The organism is Acinetobacter sp. ABJ-A23_2 (assembly GCF_044538765.1).
GTDB lineage: Bacteria > Pseudomonadota > Gammaproteobacteria > Pseudomonadales > Moraxellaceae > Acinetobacter > Acinetobacter nosocomialis_A.
In genome coordinates this window covers 12,649-34,281 of record NZ_JBIUCP010000007.1, presented here as the reverse complement: position 1 = coordinate 34,281, position 21,633 = coordinate 12,649, and the positions used below count along the sequence as shown (strand labels likewise).

Annotated in this window: 22 protein-coding genes; 6 read left to right on the top strand and 16 right to left on the bottom strand. The window is 37.9% G+C overall.

Annotation, left to right across the window (positions count from 1 at the left end):
* Positions 1 to 27: 27 nt before the first annotated feature.
* From ACH63V_RS04115 to ACH63V_RS04105, 3 genes are all read right to left on the bottom strand, one after another.
* Positions 28 to 1,095 (bottom strand): type II asparaginase, encoded by a 1,068-nt coding sequence (locus ACH63V_RS04115; protein ID WP_022574713.1) that lies wholly within the window; start codon positions 1,093 to 1,095, stop codon positions 28 to 30.
* 682 nt (positions 1,096 to 1,777) lie between these two features.
* A complete protein-coding gene (locus ACH63V_RS04110; RefSeq protein WP_263613521.1) occupies positions 1,778 to 3,085 on the bottom strand; it encodes a dicarboxylate/amino acid:cation symporter in 1,308 nt (435 codons plus the stop codon).
* A 464-nt stretch (positions 3,086 to 3,549) separates the two neighbouring features.
* Positions 3,550 to 4,980 (bottom strand): pyridoxal phosphate-dependent aminotransferase, encoded by a 1,431-nt coding sequence (locus ACH63V_RS04105; protein WP_263613522.1) that lies wholly within the window; start codon positions 4,978 to 4,980, stop codon positions 3,550 to 3,552.
* Between the two features lie 240 nt (positions 4,981 to 5,220).
* Here ACH63V_RS04105 and msrB point away from each other — a divergent pair, with 240 nt between their 5' ends.
* From msrB to ACH63V_RS04085, 4 genes are all read left to right on the top strand, one after another.
* Positions 5,221 to 5,640: a peptide-methionine (R)-S-oxide reductase MsrB gene (gene msrB / locus ACH63V_RS04100; protein WP_004702186.1), complete on the top strand. Its 420-nt coding sequence runs from the start codon at positions 5,221 to 5,223 to the stop codon at positions 5,638 to 5,640.
* Positions 5,637 to 6,122 (top strand): glutathione peroxidase, encoded by a 486-nt coding sequence (locus ACH63V_RS04095; protein WP_002050111.1) that lies wholly within the window; start codon positions 5,637 to 5,639, stop codon positions 6,120 to 6,122. The genes msrB and ACH63V_RS04095 overlap by 4 nt, the downstream gene beginning before the upstream one ends.
* Complete coding sequence (locus ACH63V_RS04090; protein WP_396462863.1) at positions 6,122 to 6,967, top strand: AraC family transcriptional regulator; 846 nt, start codon at positions 6,122 to 6,124, stop codon at positions 6,965 to 6,967. The genes ACH63V_RS04095 and ACH63V_RS04090 overlap by 1 nt, the downstream gene beginning before the upstream one ends.
* A 64-nt stretch (positions 6,968 to 7,031) precedes the next feature.
* Positions 7,032 to 7,664: a LysE family translocator gene (locus tag ACH63V_RS04085; RefSeq protein ID WP_396462822.1), complete on the top strand. Its 633-nt coding sequence runs from the start codon at positions 7,032 to 7,034 to the stop codon at positions 7,662 to 7,664.
* A 59-nt stretch (positions 7,665 to 7,723) separates the two neighbouring features.
* On the opposite strand, the gene dapC is transcribed toward ACH63V_RS04085, so the two are convergent.
* The 6 genes from dapC to ACH63V_RS04055 all read right to left on the bottom strand — a co-directional run bounded on the left by dapC (position 7,724) and on the right by ACH63V_RS04055 (position 14,512).
* Positions 7,724 to 8,893 carry a succinyldiaminopimelate transaminase gene (gene dapC / locus ACH63V_RS04080; RefSeq protein ID WP_396462862.1) on the bottom strand — a complete coding sequence of 390 codons (1,170 nt, stop codon included), beginning with the start codon at positions 8,891 to 8,893 and terminating at the stop codon, positions 7,724 to 7,726.
* 25 nt (positions 8,894 to 8,918) lie between these two features.
* Positions 8,919 to 11,582: a [protein-PII] uridylyltransferase gene (gene glnD, locus ACH63V_RS04075; RefSeq protein ID WP_396462821.1), complete on the bottom strand. Its 2,664-nt coding sequence runs from the start codon at positions 11,580 to 11,582 to the stop codon at positions 8,919 to 8,921.
* A 27-nt stretch (positions 11,583 to 11,609) separates the two neighbouring features.
* The gene (gene purT, locus ACH63V_RS04070; protein ID WP_396462820.1) at positions 11,610 to 12,827 is read right to left on the bottom strand and encodes a formate-dependent phosphoribosylglycinamide formyltransferase; all 1,218 of its coding nucleotides are present in this window, start codon (positions 12,825 to 12,827) and stop codon (positions 11,610 to 11,612) included.
* A 101-nt stretch (positions 12,828 to 12,928) separates the two neighbouring features.
* The gene (locus ACH63V_RS04065; protein ID WP_263613526.1) at positions 12,929 to 13,318 is read right to left on the bottom strand and encodes a tautomerase family protein; all 390 of its coding nucleotides are present in this window, start codon (positions 13,316 to 13,318) and stop codon (positions 12,929 to 12,931) included.
* 128 nt (positions 13,319 to 13,446) lie between these two features.
* Positions 13,447 to 13,788 (bottom strand): L-valine transporter subunit YgaH, encoded by a 342-nt coding sequence (gene ygaH / locus ACH63V_RS04060; protein ID WP_396462819.1) that lies wholly within the window; start codon positions 13,786 to 13,788, stop codon positions 13,447 to 13,449.
* A gap of 1 nt (position 13,789) precedes the next feature.
* Positions 13,790 to 14,512: an AzlC family ABC transporter permease gene (locus ACH63V_RS04055; RefSeq protein WP_396462861.1), complete on the bottom strand. Its 723-nt coding sequence runs from the start codon at positions 14,510 to 14,512 to the stop codon at positions 13,790 to 13,792.
* A 119-nt stretch (positions 14,513 to 14,631) separates the two neighbouring features.
* On the opposite strand from ACH63V_RS04055, the gene ACH63V_RS04050 reads away from it, so the two are divergent.
* Entirely contained in the window at positions 14,632 to 15,102 is a 471-nt protein-coding gene (locus ACH63V_RS04050) for a hypothetical protein (RefSeq protein WP_396462818.1), read from the top strand.
* A gap of 69 nt (positions 15,103 to 15,171) precedes the next feature.
* On the opposite strand, the gene ACH63V_RS04045 is transcribed toward ACH63V_RS04050, so the two are convergent.
* Positions 15,172 to 15,507 (bottom strand): hypothetical protein, encoded by a 336-nt coding sequence (locus ACH63V_RS04045; protein WP_396462817.1) that lies wholly within the window; start codon positions 15,505 to 15,507, stop codon positions 15,172 to 15,174.
* Between the two features lie 169 nt (positions 15,508 to 15,676).
* The gene (locus ACH63V_RS04040; RefSeq protein ID WP_311087796.1) at positions 15,677 to 16,384 is read right to left on the bottom strand and encodes a Crp/Fnr family transcriptional regulator; all 708 of its coding nucleotides are present in this window, start codon (positions 16,382 to 16,384) and stop codon (positions 15,677 to 15,679) included.
* A gap of 91 nt (positions 16,385 to 16,475) precedes the next feature.
* Here ACH63V_RS04040 and ACH63V_RS04035 point away from each other — a divergent pair, with 91 nt between their 5' ends.
* Positions 16,476 to 16,997 carry a DUF962 domain-containing protein gene (locus tag ACH63V_RS04035; protein ID WP_396462816.1) on the top strand — a complete coding sequence of 174 codons (522 nt, stop codon included), beginning with the start codon at positions 16,476 to 16,478 and terminating at the stop codon, positions 16,995 to 16,997.
* 49 nt (positions 16,998 to 17,046) lie between these two features.
* Here ACH63V_RS04035 and ychF read toward each other — a convergent pair whose 3' ends face one another.
* The 5 genes from ychF to ACH63V_RS04010 form a co-directional block, all read right to left on the bottom strand.
* Complete coding sequence (ychF, locus tag ACH63V_RS04030; protein ID WP_004642544.1) at positions 17,047 to 18,138, bottom strand: redox-regulated ATPase YchF; 1,092 nt, start codon at positions 18,136 to 18,138, stop codon at positions 17,047 to 17,049.
* 93 nt (positions 18,139 to 18,231) lie between these two features.
* Positions 18,232 to 18,891, bottom strand: a complete 660-nt coding sequence (locus tag ACH63V_RS04025; protein ID WP_004792864.1) for a methionine ABC transporter permease — start codon at positions 18,889 to 18,891, stop codon at positions 18,232 to 18,234.
* Positions 18,872 to 19,948, bottom strand: a complete 1,077-nt coding sequence (locus ACH63V_RS04020) for a methionine ABC transporter ATP-binding protein (protein WP_396462815.1) — start codon at positions 19,946 to 19,948, stop codon at positions 18,872 to 18,874. Before ACH63V_RS04020 ends, ACH63V_RS04025 begins: the two co-directional genes overlap by 20 nt.
* Positions 19,949 to 19,953: 5 nt before the next feature.
* Entirely contained in the window at positions 19,954 to 20,787 is an 834-nt protein-coding gene (locus tag ACH63V_RS04015; protein ID WP_396462814.1) for a MetQ/NlpA family ABC transporter substrate-binding protein, read from the bottom strand.
* Between the two features lie 13 nt (positions 20,788 to 20,800).
* Positions 20,801 to 21,631, bottom strand: a complete 831-nt coding sequence (locus tag ACH63V_RS04010) for a MetQ/NlpA family ABC transporter substrate-binding protein (RefSeq protein ID WP_022574700.1) — start codon at positions 21,629 to 21,631, stop codon at positions 20,801 to 20,803.
* Positions 21,632 to 21,633 lie beyond the last annotated feature (2 nt).

Here is a 21,633-nt window from a genome sequence, read left to right as displayed (position 1 = left end):
CAAACTGATTTGGGCTGGTTGAAAAACTTAGTACTGCCAGAACATGCGTTGAATTTCTTTAGCATCATTCGTCTTAGTAAGAGCTAAAGCTGCAAGAAGACGTGCTTTTTGTGGGTTTAAGTCATGAGCAGCTACCCAACCATATTTATCGTCAGGTTGTTCAGCATTACGTAATACGAAACCTTGTGGTACACGTGATGAACGGATAATTTGAATACCGTCTTTATCATGAAGTTTTTGTAAAGTTGGAACGATATAGTTCGCAACAGAACCGTTACCTGTACCCGCATGGATAATCGCTTTAGCGCCAGCTTTTGCATATGCTTCATAAGCATCAGGAAGCATAGAGTCTGAACCGTAAACGATTTGTACGAGTGGAAGTGCATCACCTTTAATATTTTCAATATTAAATTCTGAAGCATTTGCAAAACGTTTAACAGACTGTCTGAACCAGTATGGTTTACCTTCAACTAATGTACCTAAAGCACCCCATTGGCTAACAAAAGCATTTGTATGAATGTTAATGCCTTTAGTTACATCACGTGCAGCAAAAATAGAGTCGTTCATGAGAACCATAACGCCTTTATTTTTTGCTTCATCAGAAGCTGCTAAAGCAACTGCGCTATAAAGGTTAAGTGGTCCATCTGCTGACAGTGCAGTTGAAGGACGCATTGAACCAACAACAACAATTGGTTTGTCAGTATGAACAACAAGATTTAAGAAAAATGCTGTTTCTTCTAAAGTGTCTGTACCATGAGTAATTACGACACCATTCACAGATGGCTTCTTAACAAGGTCGTTTACTTGACGAGCAATTTGTAATAATTCCTTGTCAGTAATACTTTCAGAAGCAACCTGTAATGCTTGAATACCGCTTACATTTGCCAAATCTTTGATTTGTGGCACTGCATTGATTAAAGCATCAACTGGAACTTTTGCTGCTGTGTAAGTTGCACTATTTGCTGAGCTTGCGCCAGCACCAGCGATTGTACCGCCAGTAGCAACGACAACAACATTGTTTTTTGCGTAAAGTGGGAGAGAGCAGGCCAATAAGCCCATAGCTAAACCGAAAGATTTAACAGTTTTAGTCAACATCGAAAATATCCTTATGAAGTGACGAAGTAGAAGTTTGCTGAATACGCCTGCTTTTCCTAAGCAAAATACATACCATATAAAACATATTCGCAACTTGTCTGAATAAGAAGCATCCCTGAATATCATTTTGTTTCGACAACAATCATTTAGTCATTGCTCTTATTCAGCGCTAATAAATATCATGAAAAAAATAAAAAATCTATTAAGGTTTTCTAATTTATCTCTCTTTTTTACTTTTTTATATAAAGATTGCAAATGACTTTTTTATTATTATAAAAATAGAAAATAATAGGTGGTTTTGAAGTTTTATTTACCATGTGATAATTTTATATTGTTGATTTTTAATGTTATAGTTGAAATTATAAATAATATTAAAATTCATATAGTTAAACTCAATAATAATTTCAGTTATTTAATATAAATAATAAGAAATAAATTGAATTAAAAAGTAAGCATTTGATCTATATTTTTAAAAATATAAATTTTGATTGTTTGGTTTTTATTCTTTTTTTAAGGTTTGGATTTGTGAAATTTAATAGGAGTTAAAATCTATTTTTGAGACTATTATTTAATATAAAAATGTCCGTAAATTTTGATTGTTTAATTTAGAATAAAAAAAAGAGCAATTTTATTGGTCATATAAAATTGCTCTTTAGTTGGGAGAGTGGGAGAAAAGAGAAACTTAAGCGATCGTTTGTTCTTGTGTTGTTTTAATTAATACAGGTTCAGGTGACTCTTCAATATCAGCAACTTTGTCACCTTCAAGTTTTGCGACGACTGCGGTAGCAATACTATTACCCACCACATTTGTAGCGGTGCGACCCATATCTAGGAATTGGTCAATTCCGAGCAATAATAAAATGCCAGCTTCAGGTAAATGGAACATCGTCAGGGTTGCTGAAATCACCACAATAGAAGCTCTCGAAACACCTGCAATACCTTTACTTGTCACCATAAGAGTTAACAAAATTAAGATTTGTTGGGTGAAGCTCAAATCAATATGGTAAGCCTGAGCAATAAAGAGTACTGCAAATGTGGTGTACATCATTGAACCATCTAGGTTAAATGAATAACCCAAAGGTAAAACGAAACTGGTCACTTTTTTAGGCACACCGAACTTATTCAGGGCATCCATAACTTTAGGATAAGCCGATTCGCTCGAAGCTGTAGCAAAAGCAAGTGTTACAGGTTCACGAATTAACTTACCTAAACGGAAGATATCTTTTTTAAGTACGATTGCACCAACAGAGAACAAAATGATCCAAAGTAATAAAAGACCGAAGTAGAACTCTGCAATTAAAATACCGTAGTCAACAATTAAGCCTAGGCCTTGTACAGTAATTGCAGATGCAATCGCTGCAAACACTGCTACAGGTGCAAATTTCATGACGTAATCAGTAATACGGAACATGATTTTACTGAGTTCATCCGTTAGACGAATAATAACGGAGTCTTTTTCTTTACCCTGATTGACATAAGCAAGTGCTGAACCAAAGAAAATAGCAAATACAAGCACTTGTAAAATATCATTATTCGCCATGGCTTCTGCAATACTGCGCGGGAATACATGGCTTAAGAATGACTGTAGTGTAAAGCCAGTAGTCGCTGGGAGAGTGGCGCTACTGAGTTCTTGAGCTGTTGGTAATACTAAATTTAATGCTGCGCCAGGCTGGAAAAAGTTGACTAAGCCCATACCGATTGCAAGCGATACAAACGAAGCAGTAATAAACCAAGTCATTGACTTAAGCGTGATACTACCAATAGAAGTTGATTTACCCATAGATACAATGCCAGACACAATTGTGGCAAATACCAATGGTGCAATAATCATTTTGATGAGACGTAAAAAGATATCTGTGACAATATTAAAATAAGAAGCGATTTGCTTCAGTTGCTCACCTTCGTTAAAGAAGTGGTGACAAATCCAACCTGTCAATACGCCTAATAAAATAGCAACCACAATATACTTGAGCAATTTCTTTTGCTTCATAGGAACCTCTATCCTTTGGGTTCAATCATCTTTTAGATGGGCTAGAGATGATTGAAAAGCTTTCCTTGTAACTTCAGTTCGATCCTTTAACTGATTTCATCTTCCTAAATCTGCATCAGTATTAACCGAATCGAATATGGTGATGTTGTTATGGAAAGGGATTGTTGCTCGATTTTGAAGCAGTGTGAAATGCAAAAAAATATCAACTCATGCATTTTTTGCATAATAGCTAAAAATCAAATAGAGGAAAAATATAATAATTTAATCGAATGGTAAAAAATCTAGGTTTCTTTTTAGGGAGCGAGGGTGGTAAATTAAATTTATTAAAAATATATATTAATCAATATATTAATTTAATTTATTAATTTTTTAAATAGAAGTGAATAAATTTTAAATGCATATATAGATGATATAAAAAACAAAAAAGGCATCTAATTTAAGATGCCTTTTTTATTATGCAATTTTTAACGGCGATTTGCTAAGAAACGACCTAAACGACCAATTGCTTCGCGTAATTCATTTTCTGCAGGTAAGAAAACAACTCGGAAGTGATCTGGTGTTGGCCAGTTAAATCCCGTTCCTTGTACCAAAAGTACTTTTTCTGCACGAAGTAAATCTAACATTAACTTTTCATCATCTTCGATTGGATAAATATTAGGATCAAGTCGTGGGAAACAATACATTGCACCTTCTGGTTTAACGCAGCTTACCCCAGGAATCTCATTTAACATTTCCCATGCAATATTGCGCTGTTCATATAAACGACCACCAGGGCGGATTAAGTCATTAATAGATTGATAGCCTCCAAGTGCAGTTTGAATTGCATATTGAGCTTGTACGTTTGCACATAAACGCATAGAAGCCAACATGTCTAGGCCTTCAATATAATCTAATGCACGACTTCTATCGCCTGTGATTGCCATCCAACCTGAACGGAAACCTGCAATACGATAAGCTTTTGATAAACCATTGAACGAAATACATAGTTGGTCGCCGGCTAAAGAGGCAACTGAAACGTGCTCAATTCCGTCATAAACAATTTTGTCGTAAATTTCGTCAGCAAATAGAATGAGGTCGTATTTCTTGGCAAGTGCCACAATTTGTTCAAGCACATGGCGTGGATATACCGAACCAGTTGGATTGTTCGGGTTAATGATCACAATACCGCGCGTATTTGAAGTAATTTTACTTTCAATATCGGCAATATCTGGATACCAACTGTTTTCTTCATCACATTTATAGTGAATGGCTGTACCACCTGAAAGGTTAACGGCTGCTGTCCAAAGCGGATAGTCCGGCATTGGAATGAGCATTTCATCGCCATCGTCAAGTAGACCTTGCATAGCCATTACAATAAGTTCAGACACACCGTTACCAATATACACGTCATTCACGTGCATATTTAGGATGCCTTTTTGCTGGTAATATTGGCAGATCGCTTTACGTGCTGGAAAGATACCTTTCGAATCAACATAGCCAATTGCATTTGGCAGGTTTAAAGCAACGTCATTAATAATTTCTTGTGGTGCTTCAAAACCAAATGGAGCAGGGTTGCCGATATTTAGCTTAATGATTTTATGTCCTTGCTCTTCCATTTCATTGGCGGCTCGTAATACAGGTCCGCGAATGTCATAGCAAACATGCTCAAGCTTCGATGATTTCTTAATTTCACGAGAAGTTGGCATGGATTGGAGAGTAGCAGTATTTTTAGACATAGCTGGATTCACTTTTGCATATCGGTATAAATAACTTTTAAATGTTTTAACTGTCACCAAATTCAGATCGTGTTGATCTTTTAGTAATTCAACAATTTTTTCATGGGTAAAGCCCGATTGCTGATACTGTTTGATAACTGGTAATAGTTGCTGGAAAAGCACACTTTTTTTCTGAGACATGTTTTGTCCTATACAACCGTGCCAAACAAGAATAGCACCATCTTTGCTTCCTTGAAAGAAAATAAAACATAAATCTGCTTACTTTTGTTTTTATAATTTGCTTACCTTTTGCTTTCTATTACTTAGATGATTAAATTCCAACAAATTTTACGTTCAGAGACTAGTGTTTTTTTGATGAATGGCGTAAATATAAAATACGATTATCAATTTATGTTTACATCAGAATAAAAGGTGCAGCTCATGGGAAAAGTTAATAAAACAGACCGGGAATGGCAAAGAGAGTTATCACCAGAAGAATATCGGATAACGCGACAAAAGGGCACTGAACCAGCTTTTACGGGGCAATACTGGAACACTAAGCAACATGGTACTTATGTTTGTCGTTGTTGCGGCGCGGAATTGTTCTCATCAGATGCAAAATACGATAGCGGTTGCGGCTGGCCAAGTTTCTTTCGTCCAGTAAATGGAACGGTCATTGAAGAACATGAAGATTTAACGCATGGTATGGTCAGAACAGAAATTGTTTGTCATGATTGCGAAGCTCATCTTGGGCATGTTTTTGAAGATGGACCACAGCCGACTGGTTTGCGCTACTGTGTGAACTCGGCATCATTACAACTTAAAACACAAGAAAAAAATGACGAGGAAACTTATCCATGAGTAACATTTATCAGTTTGAAGCTGAATTGTTAGAAGGTGATATTAAGCAATTTGCTGATTACAAAGGTAAAGTTTTATTAATTGTAAATACTGCCAGTAAATGTGGTTTTACTCCACAGTTTGCGGGTCTCGAAAAACTTTATGAAAAATATAAAGATCAAGGTTTAGAAGTTTTAGGTTTTCCCTGCAATCAGTTTGGTGGGCAAGATCCAGGAAATAATAAAGAAATCGGAGCATTCTGCCAGCGAAATTATGGGGTGAAGTTCCCTATGTTTGCCAAAGTAGATGTAAAAGGGCCTGAAGCTCATGTGATTTTTAGATATTTAACACGTGAAGCAAAAGGAATTTTGGGAAGCAGTAGCATTAAATGGAACTTTACCAAGTTTTTAGTTGGTAAAGATGGCTCAGTTTTGAATCGTTATGCACCTACAACCAAACCAGAAGCATTAGAAGCTGATATTGAAAAAGCATTAGCGGGCTAATCAATTCAATGAACGCTATTCCTCAAACTTTCGAGTTTTGGCAAGATCGGCGAATACCATATGTTGAAACTCGAAGGTCGTGCTTTAGCCGAACATGTTATAAGTCTCATAGCCATCCAACATTTTCTATTGGGGCTATAGATGAAGGGAATAGTGTTTTTCAAAGTTCTTTTGGCACTGCACAAGAGATCTCTGCGGGTACTTTAGTTATTGTGCCCGCACATATTGAGCATTCTTGTAACCCGAAGCCAAATGAGGCTTGGAGTTACCAAATGCTGCATTTGGATATAGCTTGGTTAAGCCAGTTATATTCAGAATTTCAAGAGCAAGGTTTTGATTTGCATCTACCTCAGCATAAGCCGCTCATTATAAAGGACGACTCTTTATATGAAGCTTTCACTGAAATGAATGAGACACTATTTGATTCGCAAAAGTTAATTCTTGAAAAAGAACAATCGCTTCTTCATTGTCTTATACATTTGTTATTGCCTCATTTTATTTTAGAAGACATACAAAAACCTCAGTATTTATATAAAGATTTTCTAAATTTGGTCGATGTGATTAATTCTTCTGAGAATTTTATTTCTTTAGAGGAGCTTGCCCAGCAGGTTGGTTTGAGTAGATACGCAATCATACGGCTATTTAAAGCCAATGTTGGTTTAACACCACATGCCTTTCAAATAAATTTAAAGATTAACCAAGCTCGAGAACTCCTTAAACAAGGAATTTCACTCGCAGAGCTGGCTGCCAATTTAGGCTTTAGTGATCAAAGTCATTTTCATAAAGCATTTAAAGCTCATACGGGTGTTACTCCTCGACAGTTCCAACTTGCAGCCGCGCAATAATTTACAAGAAATAATTCGCTTCTATTTTTAAGATTTTCCAGACTGTTTTATAGATGAAGCTGTTATGGAAGTTTTTTTAGTTATCGCATTTACTCATTTCTTAGCATTGTTATCTCCGGGTCCAGATTTCTTTTTAATTCTCACTAGTCTTCTGCAAAAAGGACGCGGTTATACCTATGGTGTTGTTTTGGGCATTACTTTCGGAAATGCTTTAATTTTAGCTGCATGTTTGTTTGGTTTTATGCTGCTTGGAGATTTGAGCAGTAGCATTCTTACATTATTGAAATGGCTTGGTGCAGCTTATTTAGTTTATTTGAGTGTTCTTTGCTTTAAGGCAGCCAGATCTAGTGTTTTATCTTTTTCAACTGAAGATAATAATTTAAGTGATCAAGCCAACCTTAAGCAAAACAAAATTAAAAGTTTAATGTTAGGTGTGCAGTCTAGTCTTCTAAATCCAAAAAATATTATGTTTTATAGTAGCTTAATGCTGCTTATACAACATAAATTTAGTTTATTTCAAAAACTGCTTATGAGTGTATGGATGGTCGGTGTGGTTTTAATCTGGAATATCTTATTGGTTAAACTGCTGGCCCATGAACGAATCTTAGTCAAAATTAAGCGCTCTGCAACAGGTTTATATTATTGTTCTGCGGTAGCTTTTATTCTTTTTGCTGTGCTTTTGATTACATATAAATAGTGTTATAGCCCCCAGTTGTACAACCTGAGTAAAAGGCTGTACAACTGCTAAGAAGAGGCTTACAGAATCGCTTTTAAACGCTTAACTACTTCTTCACATTGAGCTAAATCTGCCACTAACGCCATACGTACATGGTTAGCTCCAGGGTTACCTTGTTCGGTATCACGAGATAAATAACGGCCCGGTAAGACTTTAATATGTGCTTTTTCCATCAGCATTTTGGCAAAAATTTCATCATTATCCACTTTTAACCAATAGTAAAAACCAGCATCAGGTTTTTGTAATGGAAGCAAATGGCCTAGCTCAGATTGGAATAAGTCAAATTTTGCACGATATTGCTTACGGTTTTCTTCAACATGATCTTCATCATTCCATGCTGTAATTGATGCAAGTTGATGTTGAACAGGCATTGCTGCACCGTGATAGGTACGGTATTGCAAATATGGTTTTAATAAATCAGCATCACCTGCTACAAAACCTGAGCGCATACCCGGTAAGTTTGAACGTTTTGAAAGTGAATGGAAGACGATACAGTTTTTGTAGTCATCACGTCCAAGTTCAGCACAAACTTCTAATAAACCTGCAGGGGCTTGGTCAAACCAAAGTTCTGAATAGCATTCATCAGAAGCAATAACAAAATTATATTGATCAGATAAGGCAATCAGTTTTTTAAATTGTTCTTTAGAAAGCACAGTACCTGTTGGGTTCCCCGGTGTACATACAAAAAGAAGGGCTGTTTTTTCCCAAACTTCTGCTGGTACGGCATCAAAATCACCTAAGTAACCGTTTTCTTCTGTGCAATTAATGAAGTATGGCTTTGCGCCTGCAAGTAATGCTGCACCTTCATAAATTTGATAAAACGGATTCGGCATTACCACATATGGTGCATCTTCACGGTTAATTAATGCCTGAACAAAAGAGAAAATGCCTTCACGCGTACCAGACACTGGCAAAATGTGGTTTTCAGCGCTAATACTGTTAAGTTTGAAGCGCTTAGTTAACCAGTCTGCGATACTTTGGCGAAGCTCAGGTAAGCCTTTACTGTTTGGATAAGTGGATAGATGGTTAAAGTTATCAATAATAGCCTGTTTAACAAACTCTGGTGCTGGGTGCTTCGGTTCGCCAATTGATAGAGGAATCAAGGGAAGGTTAGCTGGGGTAATATCCTTAAAAAGTTGATTTAACTTTTCAAATGGATACGGATGTAATAACGACAAGCTAGAGTTCATTAAACAGTTACCAAGTAGTTGAGTTTCAGTGCTGACAAATTTGATTAGATGCTTCATCTAATGCAGCTTTCAGTTTTTCCGAGAAGAGTTTAACCTCTTCGTGATTCAGTGGTTTTCCATCTTTTTTGGTGACAAAGAAAATATCTTCGGCACGTTCACCTAAAGTTGCAATTCGAGCTGAATGGATGTCTAAACCTTGCATCATAAATAAACCACCTACACGTGCAAGTAGGCCAGGATGGTCAAGTGTTGAAATTTCGACCATGTTTTGCTGTAAAGCTTCATTCAATGTAACGTCGACTGTATTTTCAATATCGAAGTGACGTAATTGACGCGGGATACGGCGTTGCATAAGTCCCGGGTATTGTTCTGGTTGGCTAAGTGCCTTCACTAATGCATTTTTAACAGTTTCTTCGCGTTCTGGGTCGGTAAGCAATGTACCGAAACGATCGAGTACAACATAGGTGTCTAAGCTAAATGCTGTACTTGCCGTAATAATTTTTGCGTCCTGAACGTCTAGATTCATTCGGTCTAAAACGGCAACGGTTGTGGCAAACAGGTTAGGTTGGTCACGTGTATAGATAAAGATTTGCACCGCATCTTGAGCTGCTTTACGGTGAGCACGCAAGAGGACTAATGGCTCAGGGTTATCGCCGTGTTTTAAAATAGCTTGTGTGTGCCATGCAATTTCATCGGCCGATTCTTTAATGAAGTATTCATCACCAAGTTCTTGCCATACTTTTTCGACATCAGCCAATGCAAAGTTATTTACCAGTAATTCACTTGCTGCAAATTTGGTGTCTTCAATCAGCATTTGATAGTCAACAGGACGGCCTAAACCAGTACGGATTACATCACGGGCATGCGTATAAAGCTGACGCATCAGTGATGCACGCCATGTGTTCCAAAGTTTTGGATTTGTCGCATTAATATCGGCAACCGTTAAGGTGTATAGATAATCGAGATGCTCCATATCGCCAAGTTTTTCTGCAAAATCTTTTACGACGTCTGGATCAGAAATATCTTTTTTCTGAGCAGTGAGTGACATGAGCAAATGGTTTTGAATCAGCCATGCAATTAATTTGCATTCGCGCTCTGTAAAGCCATGTGCACGCCCAAACTCAATCGCATCTTCGGCACCGAGTTCGCTATGGTCACCACCACGACCTTTTGCGATGTCATGGAATAAAGCAGCAATAAACACAATATCTTGACGGGCAAGACGTTGGAAAACCGAACTTACAACAGGGAATTCTTTGGCAAATTCAGGCTCTCTAAAACGGTTTAAATTGCGCAGCAATAGTAATGTGTGAGCATCGACTGTATAGATATGGAATAGGTCATATTGCATAAGACCCATAATTTGCCCAAAAGCAGGAATATAGTTTCCCAAAACACCATAACGCTTCATCGCAACCAAGGTATCGTATAGACGATATGGTGAGCGAATAATCGACATAAACAATGCTTGGTTTTCTGGGTTATTACGGTAACTTTGGTTAATTCTTTTCGCTGCAAGAATCAGTAAGCGCAAAGTACGAGCGCGAATACCTTCAATATCTGGTCTATTCGCTAAAATATAGAATAACTCTAAAATCGCACTTGGATGTTCTGCAAATATTTTATGATGCTGTACTGCAAGTTTATTATCGACAATCTTAAAGTGATCATTAACAACTTCAATTTTGCGTTCGTAGTTGGGGAGTCGAGGGGTAATCACCGATTCGCTAAAATACGCCAGTAGCATTTCATTCAGTGTCGAAACTTGCTGCGCCGTACGGTAGTAGCGTTTCATGAACTGCTCAACGCCGTAATTTACAGGTTGACCTTCTTGACGAACATAGCCAAATTTTGCGGCGATTTCTCTTTGATGGTCAAAAAGCAAACGGTTTTCGTCACGTTTCGCTAAACGGTGTAAGTGGTGACGAATTTCCCAAAGAAAACTTTCTGCTTCTTCCAAAACGCCCAACTCAAATTCTGAGATAAAGCCTAAATGTACTAAGTCATAAATACGGTTTACACGGAAGTGGCGTTTGGCAATCCAACCAATCTGGTTAATATCACGAATACCACCTGGAGCATTTTTAATGTCAGGTTCTAAATTGCTCTCAGTATTATTGTGTTGGTGGTAACGCTTGGCTTGTTCTGCCATTTTTGCATCATAAAAGGTTTTATCTGTCCACGTCTGCGAAACAATACGGCGAGGCCATCTCGCAAGTTGAGTATTACCTGTAATTAAACGCGCTTCAATGAGTGTAGTTGCAACGGTTAAATCGGTAGCAGCCTGCTCAACACAACTTTGAATGGTGCGAACGCTAATGCCGGGCTTGAAATTGCCAACATCCCATAAAGAGGAAATGAATGTAGAGATACGTTTTTCATTTTCCTCACTGATTTCATGTTCTGACAAAATCATGATATCGACGTCAGAGTAGGGCAGCATTTCACGGCGCCCGTAACCACCTACAGCAAAAAGACCCAATTCAGTCTGATCAAGTTCAGCATGTTTCCATAAAAAGATCAGTGCCTCATCAACTAGATCTGAACGGGCTTTAATAACTTCACGAATAGATTGCCCATTTTCATATGAATCTTGCAATTGCTTTTCTACATCCGTTCGCCACTGATTAATGGCTTTAATATCATGATGACTTGAGACATAGTTCAACAATGGCGATGTATTGATCATGAAAATGGGTCTACCAATAAGTAAAAATTAAGAGTTTGTTTGAACGCTTACTTGATCAGCGGTTTCTTTCGCTAAAGTACGAGCAAGATCAGTATTTTCAGCACGAGCAGTTGCAACACCCATACGACGACGTTTGAAACCTTCCGGTTTACCAAACAAACGTAAGTCGGTATCTGGATGAGCTAAAGCTATATTCAGATTGCTATAACTTAAATTGTTAGCATCTACACCCGCATAAATTACGGCACTTGCGGCCACACTGTGGCGTGCTGTGTTTACAGGTAAACCTAAAATGGCACGTGCATGCAGTTCAAATTCACTTTGATACTGAGACGCTAAAGTTACAAGTCCTGTGTCGTGTGGACGAGGGGAAACTTCACTGAACCAAACTTTATCGCCCTTAATAAACAGTTCTACACCAAAAATACCACAGCCACCAAGTGCTGTTGTCACTTTATTTGCAATACGTTTTGCTTCTTCAAGTGCAGCAGGGGTCATAGGTTGAGGTTGCCAGCTTTCTACATAATCGCCTGCATCTTGGCGGTGGCCAATTGGGTCACAGTAGTAAGTTTCAATTTCACCGGTTTCAGGGTTTTTAGCACGAACGGTAAGTAAGGTAATTTCAAAATCAAAATCAATTTGAGATTCAATAATGACAGTGCCTTGATTAACACGGCCACGTTGCATTGCATATTCCCAAGCCGCATCGACTTCATCGAAACTTTTTACACGAGACTGACCTTTACCTGAAGATGACATGACTGGCTTTACAAAGTTTGGATAACCAATGTCATCACAAGCAGCACGGAAACTTTCTAAAGAGTCAGCAAAACGATAAGCAGAAGTAGGTAAACCAAGCTCTTCAGCCGCAAGGCGACGAATACCTTCACGGTTCATGGTGAGGTTTACAGCTTTAGCAGAAGGAATGACAGTTGCTGTTTGGTTAGCTTCAATCTCAAGCAAAACTTCTGTCGCAATTGCTTCAATTTCTGGAACAATTAAATTCGGTTTAACTTTTTCAATGAGCTGTTTTAATTGAGCAGGATCAGCCATGTTTAACACATAAGAAAAGTGTGCAACTTGCATGGCTGGTGCGTGATCATAACGGTCGGCTGCATGTACTTCGACACCAAGGCGTTGTAGGGAAATTACAACTTCTTTGCCAAGCTCTCCTGAACCTAACAATAAAACTTTAAATGCAGAAGATTGAAGGGGGGTACCGAGTGTCACGCTCATGCGAATCATCCTGACAAAATTATTTTTTTAAGCATAGCAGAACTTATGGTGGAGTTAAGCCTTATAACGCATAAAAAGATGAATTTTGTCAGACAATGCGTAAGTCGTTTTTAAACGTTAACTTGATAATTTAAACGTAATTCATCTGCGTTTTGACCACGGATGCCCCAATTTTCTTTAGGGGTTTCAAAAATAGTGATTTCAATGTCTTGTGGGGCAATTCGGCAGTACTGTTCAATATTACGAAATAAAGTTTGAATGAGTCTTTTCTTGGCTTCGGTACTTCGGCCAGTAAACATTGAAAGTTCAATAATAACGTAGTGCTGGCTTCGATCTGATGGATAGATAAAGTTTTCCGGTTTAAGGCTAATAAACCTTTGAAATTTTTTCTCTATTGGGTATTTCAACTCTTCAATGAGGGCCTGATGAACTGCATGAGAAAGCATTTCTCGATACTGCATGATGGTTTGTTCATTTGCATAAATTTTAACTTGTGACATTTTTATCTCTAATCGCTAGATGGTGTTATCTTTTAATAAATTTCAAAAACGAGTTTTCATACTAGAAGTTATTATTCTTAATCACTTCTAGTATTTATATATTATATAAGGTTGATAAGTTTATCTATTTATAAAAGTAAATAAGTGTAGATCAAGCCATAAACGAGCGCAGCAGTTAACGTTGCTGGAACAATTTTCTTAAATTTAAAATAAAGACCTGCTAAAACCAGAAAGCCGATGAGCATAGCTAAACTTTTATCTGGATTTTTAAGAAGTGGTGGAAGGGTTGCTACCACAAGCATGGCGCTAATTGCAGATATACCAATACTTCCCAATGCAATTTTTATCCATACAGAACCACGTTTTTGATGAGAACCTTGTAGTTTTTGTATAACGAAAAATGGTCCGAAGCGTGAAGCAAAATTGGCAATACCAACAATAATACCCACCAAAATAATTTCTAAGTTCATATTAGGCTTCAACCTCATCAAACTGTTTCAGCACATAATGTTTAAATAGACCCGCTAAAATGCCTGAAAAAATACCAATAAAAATAGCTGCCGATAAGTTAATCCAATAACAAGCCAAGGCTGAAACGACTAAAGATACTGCAACGACTAAAGTATGTTTGCGCTCAAAAGCCGCGAGTAAAAAACTTAAAAATAAAGCTGGTAGTAAAAAGTCTAGAGCTGCTTGTAAAAATTTTGGAAGATGAGCGACTTGATCTGCAAATAGTCCACCTAACAACGAACCACTTGCCCAAGACATCCAGCTGAACAGACTTAAACCTAACATCCAAGATTCAGACCATTGCTGCTTGCGCTGTGAAAGCTGAATCATTCCACTCGCAAAAACTTCATCTGTAAGACCCCAAGCCCAAACAGCCGTCTTTTTTAAGTTCAGTTTATTCGGAATTAGGTTATAGAGCGCTGGACCATAAAGGACATGGCGAATATCAAGTGCAATAACCGTTAGGGTAGTTAACCAAATAGATGAACCACTTGCTAAAAGAGCCACCACTAGAAATTGGCTAGCACCGGCATACATGGAGCAAGAAAGAAAAAATGCTTCCCACGGGCTAAAACCAAATTGAGATGCTGAAACGCCAAAAGCAAAAGAAACGGGTAAATAGGTAAGTACGATGGCTTGACTATCTTTGGCACCTTGCCAAAAAGTTGCTGTTTGAGCAGCCATCTGTTGTTGATTTGACACAATGCACCTTGGCAGGAAAACAATTATAAAAACTTGAAAGATTGAGTATTGTAGCCGAATTTAATAGCATAGTGCCGAAATGTTTAATTCGGCAGTTTGATATGTTCAAGTCAAAGACTCGTTTAGTTTATATCGCCATCCTGAGTGCGAGCGTATTTATATTGCAAGGCTGTGATAATGGGAATCAGAGCACGGATAAAAAAGTTGAAATTAAACCAGCGCCGAAATTAACCAATGATGCAACGGTCTATGCAAATAAGGCATGGACATTAATTAACACGGTTGATCCTTTAGTCTATGGGAAACAGCTTAGTCAGATAAATGATAAGGTTCGTAAACCGCTACGTCAGCTCAGTACGGATTGGCGTATTAATGTAAAAATGACAGATTCGGTAACTGAAGGAAAATATGCACTTTGCCGCAAAGCCTTAACAAGTCTAGATGTGTGGGCAAGAGAAACTGTGGAAAATTCAAATTCTGTTACTCAAAAACAGGTTGATTACGAGCGAGATAAACAGCAGTGTAAGGATGCAATTGCAAATCCAAATTTAGGAAATACATCTCCGAAGTAAAGTCACTGCATATAAAAAAGCGAGATTTTGAATCTCGCTTTTTTTAACTCATAAATTAATCAATACTAATTATGGTTTTGTCGCAGTTTTAGCAGTGTTCGCAGTTTTTACAGCATCTTGTTTCATTTGGTGAGTAGCTTGATTTGCTTCTTGTTTAGCGTGAGTTGCGCTAGTCATTGCAGCATGTTTCTGCTCATTCATATCTTTTTTAACATCTTGTTTTGTTTTTTCAGCTTCTTTTTTTGCTTTTTGAGCAGTAGTTTTGCCGCTTACAGCAACACATTTACCGCCTTTATGATGTGGTCCAGTTCCTCCTTGGAGTTGAGTTCCCTTTGGACATGCAAATGCCGAAACACTTAACATTGCCAATACGCCAGCTGTAAGAATTGTTGATAATTTTTTCATGTTAATCAGCGCCTTGTTGAGTTTTTGAGTATTATTGCTCAGTCTGAGTGTAAAATGAAAAATTCTGTTTTGGAATACTTATTTTGTGAAATAGAGTTTGAACAATGTTTTATTTTGCAGTGTTATCTGATTTTTTAATTTAATTTTAAGTTTTTATTATATAGCGCCTTTAAGTATTAGATTTTGCAATTAAACTTAATTTTTCGATATCTAAAATTTCAATTTTTCTAAAGGCAATTTTAATAATATTTTGTTTTTCTAACAAGTTTAATTCGTGGTTAATGGTCTGTCTTGAAGTAGTTAGCATATTTGCCAATTGTTCTTGAGAAATATGGATGTGATGATCTTGAATAAGAATATGATTCCCATATCCTTCTAAAATGAATAGAAGACGTTGAGCAAGCCTTTGAGAAATACTGCGTGTTTGGATAGCAATCTGTTCTAAGAAAACGTATCTGAGTTTTTGGCTGGTTAAACGAGCAAAGTAATACCAGTAATATGGATTGTCTTTGAGTAATTCATTTAATGGTTTGGCAGGAATATGCAGAACGGTACTTTTTTTCAAAGCAATCGCATCGTGCGAACGTGGTTCATGATCAATCAGGGATATTTCACCAAACCACATAATTGGCTCAGCAATTGCAGAAAGAGCTTCGTTACCATTTACGTCGACATAACCTAAGCTAATTGAGCCTTCAAGCACAGTATAAATGCCATCAAACACATCTTGGGCACGGAACACATAATTGTTTTTTTCAAAGGTTCTTTGCTTACCATGCTCTAGAATAAAGTTTTGGAATGCTTCTGGAAGCAAACTAAACCACGTGTTCTCTCTTAGTCGATTAATATAAATAAGATCCAATATCAGCCCATCCATGAAAAAATCATTACTTTGTCAAATAGCTGACAACTTTAAGTTTTCCTTATTTGTACAGTATGACTATAGATAGATGAATAGGGAACAACTCATGTCAAATCTGGAGCAACAGCTTAGCAAATATGCGGCTTATCATTTAAACCATCAAAATATTTTGACGCATTTTATCGGTATTCCGCTCATCGTGTTTTCAATTTTATGTTTAACTGCGAGAGCCGGAGTCGATATTGGCAGTTTTAAACTGACTTTAGCTATAGTGTTGATTGCAGCTAGTACGATCTATTATTTTATTTTAGATAAAGTTTTTGGCGTAATTATGCTGATTCTTTTAGCCGCTGTGTATCCACTGGCGAGCCAAATTGCTCAGTTATCCTTAGGGCAATGGTTAGCTGCAAGTATTGGATTCTTTGTGGTGGGTTGGGTATTTCAGTTTGTTGGGCATTATTTTGAAAAGAAAAAACCTGCCTTTGTTGATGATGTAATAGGACTTGCGATAGGGCCATTATTTGTATTGGCAGAATTTATATTTATGCTAGGTTTTAGAAAGCCTTTGCATGCGCGTATTTTACAAGAGGCGCGTAGTAAACGAGAGGCGATGGATTTAAGTCATTAACAATAAAAAAAGCCCCAACACATTGGGGCTTTTTTTCTTAAGCTTTAACTTATACGTTAAAACGGAAGTGCATTACATCGCCGTCTTGAACAACGTAAGTTTTACCTTCTAAACGCCATTTACCAGCTTCTTTAGCGCCGTTTTCACCGTTGTATTGTACAAAGTCATCGTACGCAACAACTTCAGCACGGATAAAGCCTTTTTCGAAGTCGGTATGAATCACACCAGCCGCTTGAGGAGCAGTTGCACCAACTTTTACTGTCCAAGCACGTACTTCTTGGACACCAGCAGTGAAATAAGTTTGTAAACCTAAAAGCGCATAACCGGCACGAATAACCACGTTTAAGCCTGGTTCTTCCATACCCATTGCTTCTAAGAATTCAGCACGATCTTCATCTTCTAATAATGAAATTTCAGCTTCAATCTGGTTGCAAAGAGGAACAACAATCGCATTTTCCTCAGCAGCAAGTTTTTTAACTGCGTCTAAGTGTGGGTTGTTTTCAAAACCATCTTCTGCAACGTTTGCAATATACATGGTTGGTTTTAAAGTCATTAAGCCAAAACCACGAACTAATTTACGCTCGTCATCAGATAAATCAGCTGCACGAGCTGGTTTACCTTCGTCAAGTAAAGGTTGGATTTTTTCTAAAACTGCTTTAGTTGCTACAGCTTCTTTGTCACCGCCTTTAGCAACTTTAGTTAAACGTAAAATTGCTTTGGCAACAGTTTCAAGATCGGCAAGCGCAAGTTCAGTATTAATCGTTGCAATGTCGTCTAATGGATCAATTTTACCATTTACGTGAATCACGTTTTCGTCTTCGAAACAACGGACAACGTGCGCAATTGCATCAGTTTCACGGATGTTAGCAAGGAACTGGTTACCCAAACCTTCACCTTTTGATGCACCAGCAACAAGACCTGCAATGTCCACAAATTCCATTGTAGTTGGCAAAATACGTTGCGGCTTAACAATTGCAGCAAGTTTGTCTAAACGTGGATCTGGTACAGGAACAATACCTGTGTTTGGTTCAATGGTACAGAAAGGGAAGTTTTCCGCTGCAATCGCTGCTTTCGTTAATGCATTGAAAAGGGTAGATTTCCCTACGTTTGGCAGACCAACAATACCGCAATTAAAACCCATGAAAACCACTCACAAATGTGTAAATTAAAAATTGTCGCTGATTTTACATGAAAGCCATGACAAAGTCATGGCTAGAGCGGGGTTGTATTGCTTTTAAACTTTACGTTTATCAAGTTGCTGGGCTAATGCATCACCAGTCGCTTGTACTAACATGACTAAAACAATGAGCACAAAAATGACAGCCAACATAATTTGCATATCAAAACGTTGATAGCCATAACGATATGCGATGTCTCCTAAGCCACCTGCACCAATAGCACCAGCAATCGCAGATGAGTTAATCATAGTCACAATAGTCACGGTAAAGCCTGCCACAATACCCGGCAAAGCCTCTGGTAAAAGCACGTGCCAAATAATTTGTTTACGGTTACAACCCATGGCTTGTGCAGCTTCAATTAAGCCTTGATCGACTTCGCGTAAGCTGACTTCTGCAATACGCGCAAAAAAGGGAATTGCAGCAATCGTTAAGGGAACAACGGCTGCCCAAACGCCATAACTTGTACCCACAATCCAGCGAGTAAGCGGAATAAGTGCAACCATTAAAATAAGAAAGGGCACAGAGCGAGTAATGTTAATGACCCAACCCAAAGCCTGATTAATCTTTTGCGAGGGGTGAATGCCGTGCTCAGAAGTACTGACTAAAACAACAGCAATAGGTAAGCCAATTAAAAAAGCAATAAATGCAGATGCACCTACCATGAGTAAGGTATCTACAGTTCCAGTAATTAATAAATCAATGAGCTGGTCGTGCATAGCCAAGTACCTCAAATTGTGCAATTGCAGTTGATGCATCTTGTCGTATAGATGAAAGATCAATTTCTACGTTAGGAATACCGACTAAAAGTGAACCAATAATGTGCCCTTGAATGGTATCGACCTGACTTTGATATAAATTGACGGGTGCTTTGAATTTGGCAAGTAGTTCTTGAATATCTGGAACCTGATGTGCTTCAGCTTCATATTTCAGTTTTACAATAATATGAGTCGAATCTTCATCGGGTAGAGGACTGATTTTAAAAGGCAGAGTGATCTGCTCTAGGTTTAACAACTCTTGGGTAATTTGTTGCTCTGGTCGTGAAAATACAGACCAGACTTGCCCAGCCTCTACAATTTCACCTTGATCAATCACCACCACTTGATCACAAATTTCTCGAATAACCTGCATTTCGTGAGTGATGAGTACAATAGTAAGACCCAGCTCCTGATTAATCTTTTTAAGTAAAGCCAAAATAGTGGCGGTACTTTCAGGGTCAAGTGCCGAGGTGGCTTCATCACAAAGTAAAATTTCTGGGTGGTGAACAAGTGCACGTGCAATACCGACACGTTGCTTTTGTCCGCCTGAAAGTTGCGATGGGTAGTAGCCAGACTTATCTGCAAGACCTACGAGTGCCAAAACTTCATTTACACGTTGGTCGATATCTGCTTTGTTGTAATTGGAAACTTTTAAGGGCAATGCCACATTTTCCCAAACCGTTTTTGCAGACATTAAATTGAAATGTTGGAAAATCATTCCAATCCGTTGACGGGTTTGGATGAGCTCGGCATGGCTCAATTCAGCAATGTTTTGTTGATGTATATGAATGCTGCCGCTATTCACTTGTTCTAAGCCATTTAACGTGCGGAGTAGGGATGATTTTCCCGCACCACTTTTACCAATAATCCCTAAAATCTTACCTTGAGGAATATCAAGGTTAATCTCTTTTAAAGCATGCAGCTTTTGACCCTGCGATTGGTAAAATTTATTCAAACCACGAATTTTGATATGAGGTAGAGAAAAATCAACTTGTGATCCAAAACTCACCATTGTCATTCTCCTTATTTCCAGCCTTGAAACCACATACCTTGGCCAAAGTCTTTATCCAGAATATCTCGTGCTTGTTTTGAGTTCTGGAATGCTTTAACAAAGGTTGCAAGTTTTTGGTTTTTATCTTGGTAATCGCGACGGGTCACAAACAAAATTGCATATTTTTTATCGATTGGATCTAAAAATAATGCGCTATGTGGGTCGGTTACCTTTGCCATTTTTAAGTAGTGAGGGAAGCCGAAAATTAAATCGACATCGTTATATGCATGTGCGGTTTGAGGACCTTCAACTTCAACAAAGCTCAGCTGTTTAGGATTAGTAATAATGTCTTGAGTAGTTGAAAGTTCATTATTAATGTCTTTAAGCTGAATTAAACCTGCACGGTGCAATAAAATTAAAGCACGGGCTAAATTGACCGGATCGTTTGGAATAGCAACACGTGCATTTGTAGGTAAGTCTTTAAGTGATTTATATTTTTTTGAATATAAACCCACATGACTTCCTGAGCCCACGGCAAATGCATGTAAATCATAACCCGTTTCTTTAACAGCATTACGTAGAAATACGCTTTGCTGGAAAAAGTTTGCATCAATATCGCCGTTTTGTACGGCAACATTTGGTGCTCGCCAGTCAGAAAATTCAACGAGTTTGACATGAACGCCTTGCTTTTTTACTTCATTGGCAACGCTTTGTAATAGCTCAGCATAAGGCGGGCTAATGCCAATCGTTAAAACATCATCGGCTTGTTTATTTTTAATATAACGGTAACCGACGAGGCCCAGAACTACGATTAAAATCGTAATTCCGAGTAACCAAGGCTTATGCTGTTTGAACTGAATCGCCATAATATTTCCGTTATTACTTCCAGCCAGGGAACCAAAGTTTTGGCCCAATCTCAGCGTCTAAAACAGCTTTAACTTTTGGCGAGTTTTGATAGATCTCAACAAATTTCTTCAATTTGTCGCCCTTGTCCTGATAGTCGTCACGTACTACAAACAAAATGGCATAACGTTTATTGGTATTGTCATCCAGTAAAAGCGCACTATTAGGGTCAGCTGTTTTTGCTAAGCGTAAGTAATGTGGATAGCCAAAAGCCAAGTCAACATCATCAATTGCACGGGCAGTCTGTGGTCCTTCAACCTCAATGAATTGCAAGTTTTTAGGGTTTGAAACAACATCTTTAAGTGCAGATAAATGATTGTTTGAATCTTTAAGCGTAATTAATTTAGCTTGTTGTAAAAGTAGTAGGGCACGACCTTGATTCACTGGATCATTTGGAATGACTACACGTGCGTTTTGTGGCAATTCATCTAAGCTTTTATACTTTTTTGAATACAGTCCCACATGTGAGGCTGCACCCACTGCAAATGCCTTTAATTTAAAGCCTGTTTCTTTAATTGCATTGTCTAAGAAAGGTTGATGCTGGAAAAAGTTCGCATCAATATCCCCATGATTTAAGGTAATGTTTGGGGTGTTCCAGTCAGAAAACTCAACCAGTTTTACATTTAAACCTTGTTTCTTTGCTTCATCGGCAGCAGCTTGTAAAGGTTTTGCAAATGGTGGACTAATACCAATCACAAGTTCATTTGAGCCACTTTGACGATGTTTATTCCATAAGAATAAAGCAATAAAAAGGACTACAACGACTAAGCCTACGCCTAGCCATTTTTTAGAGGCTGTTTGAGCCATGT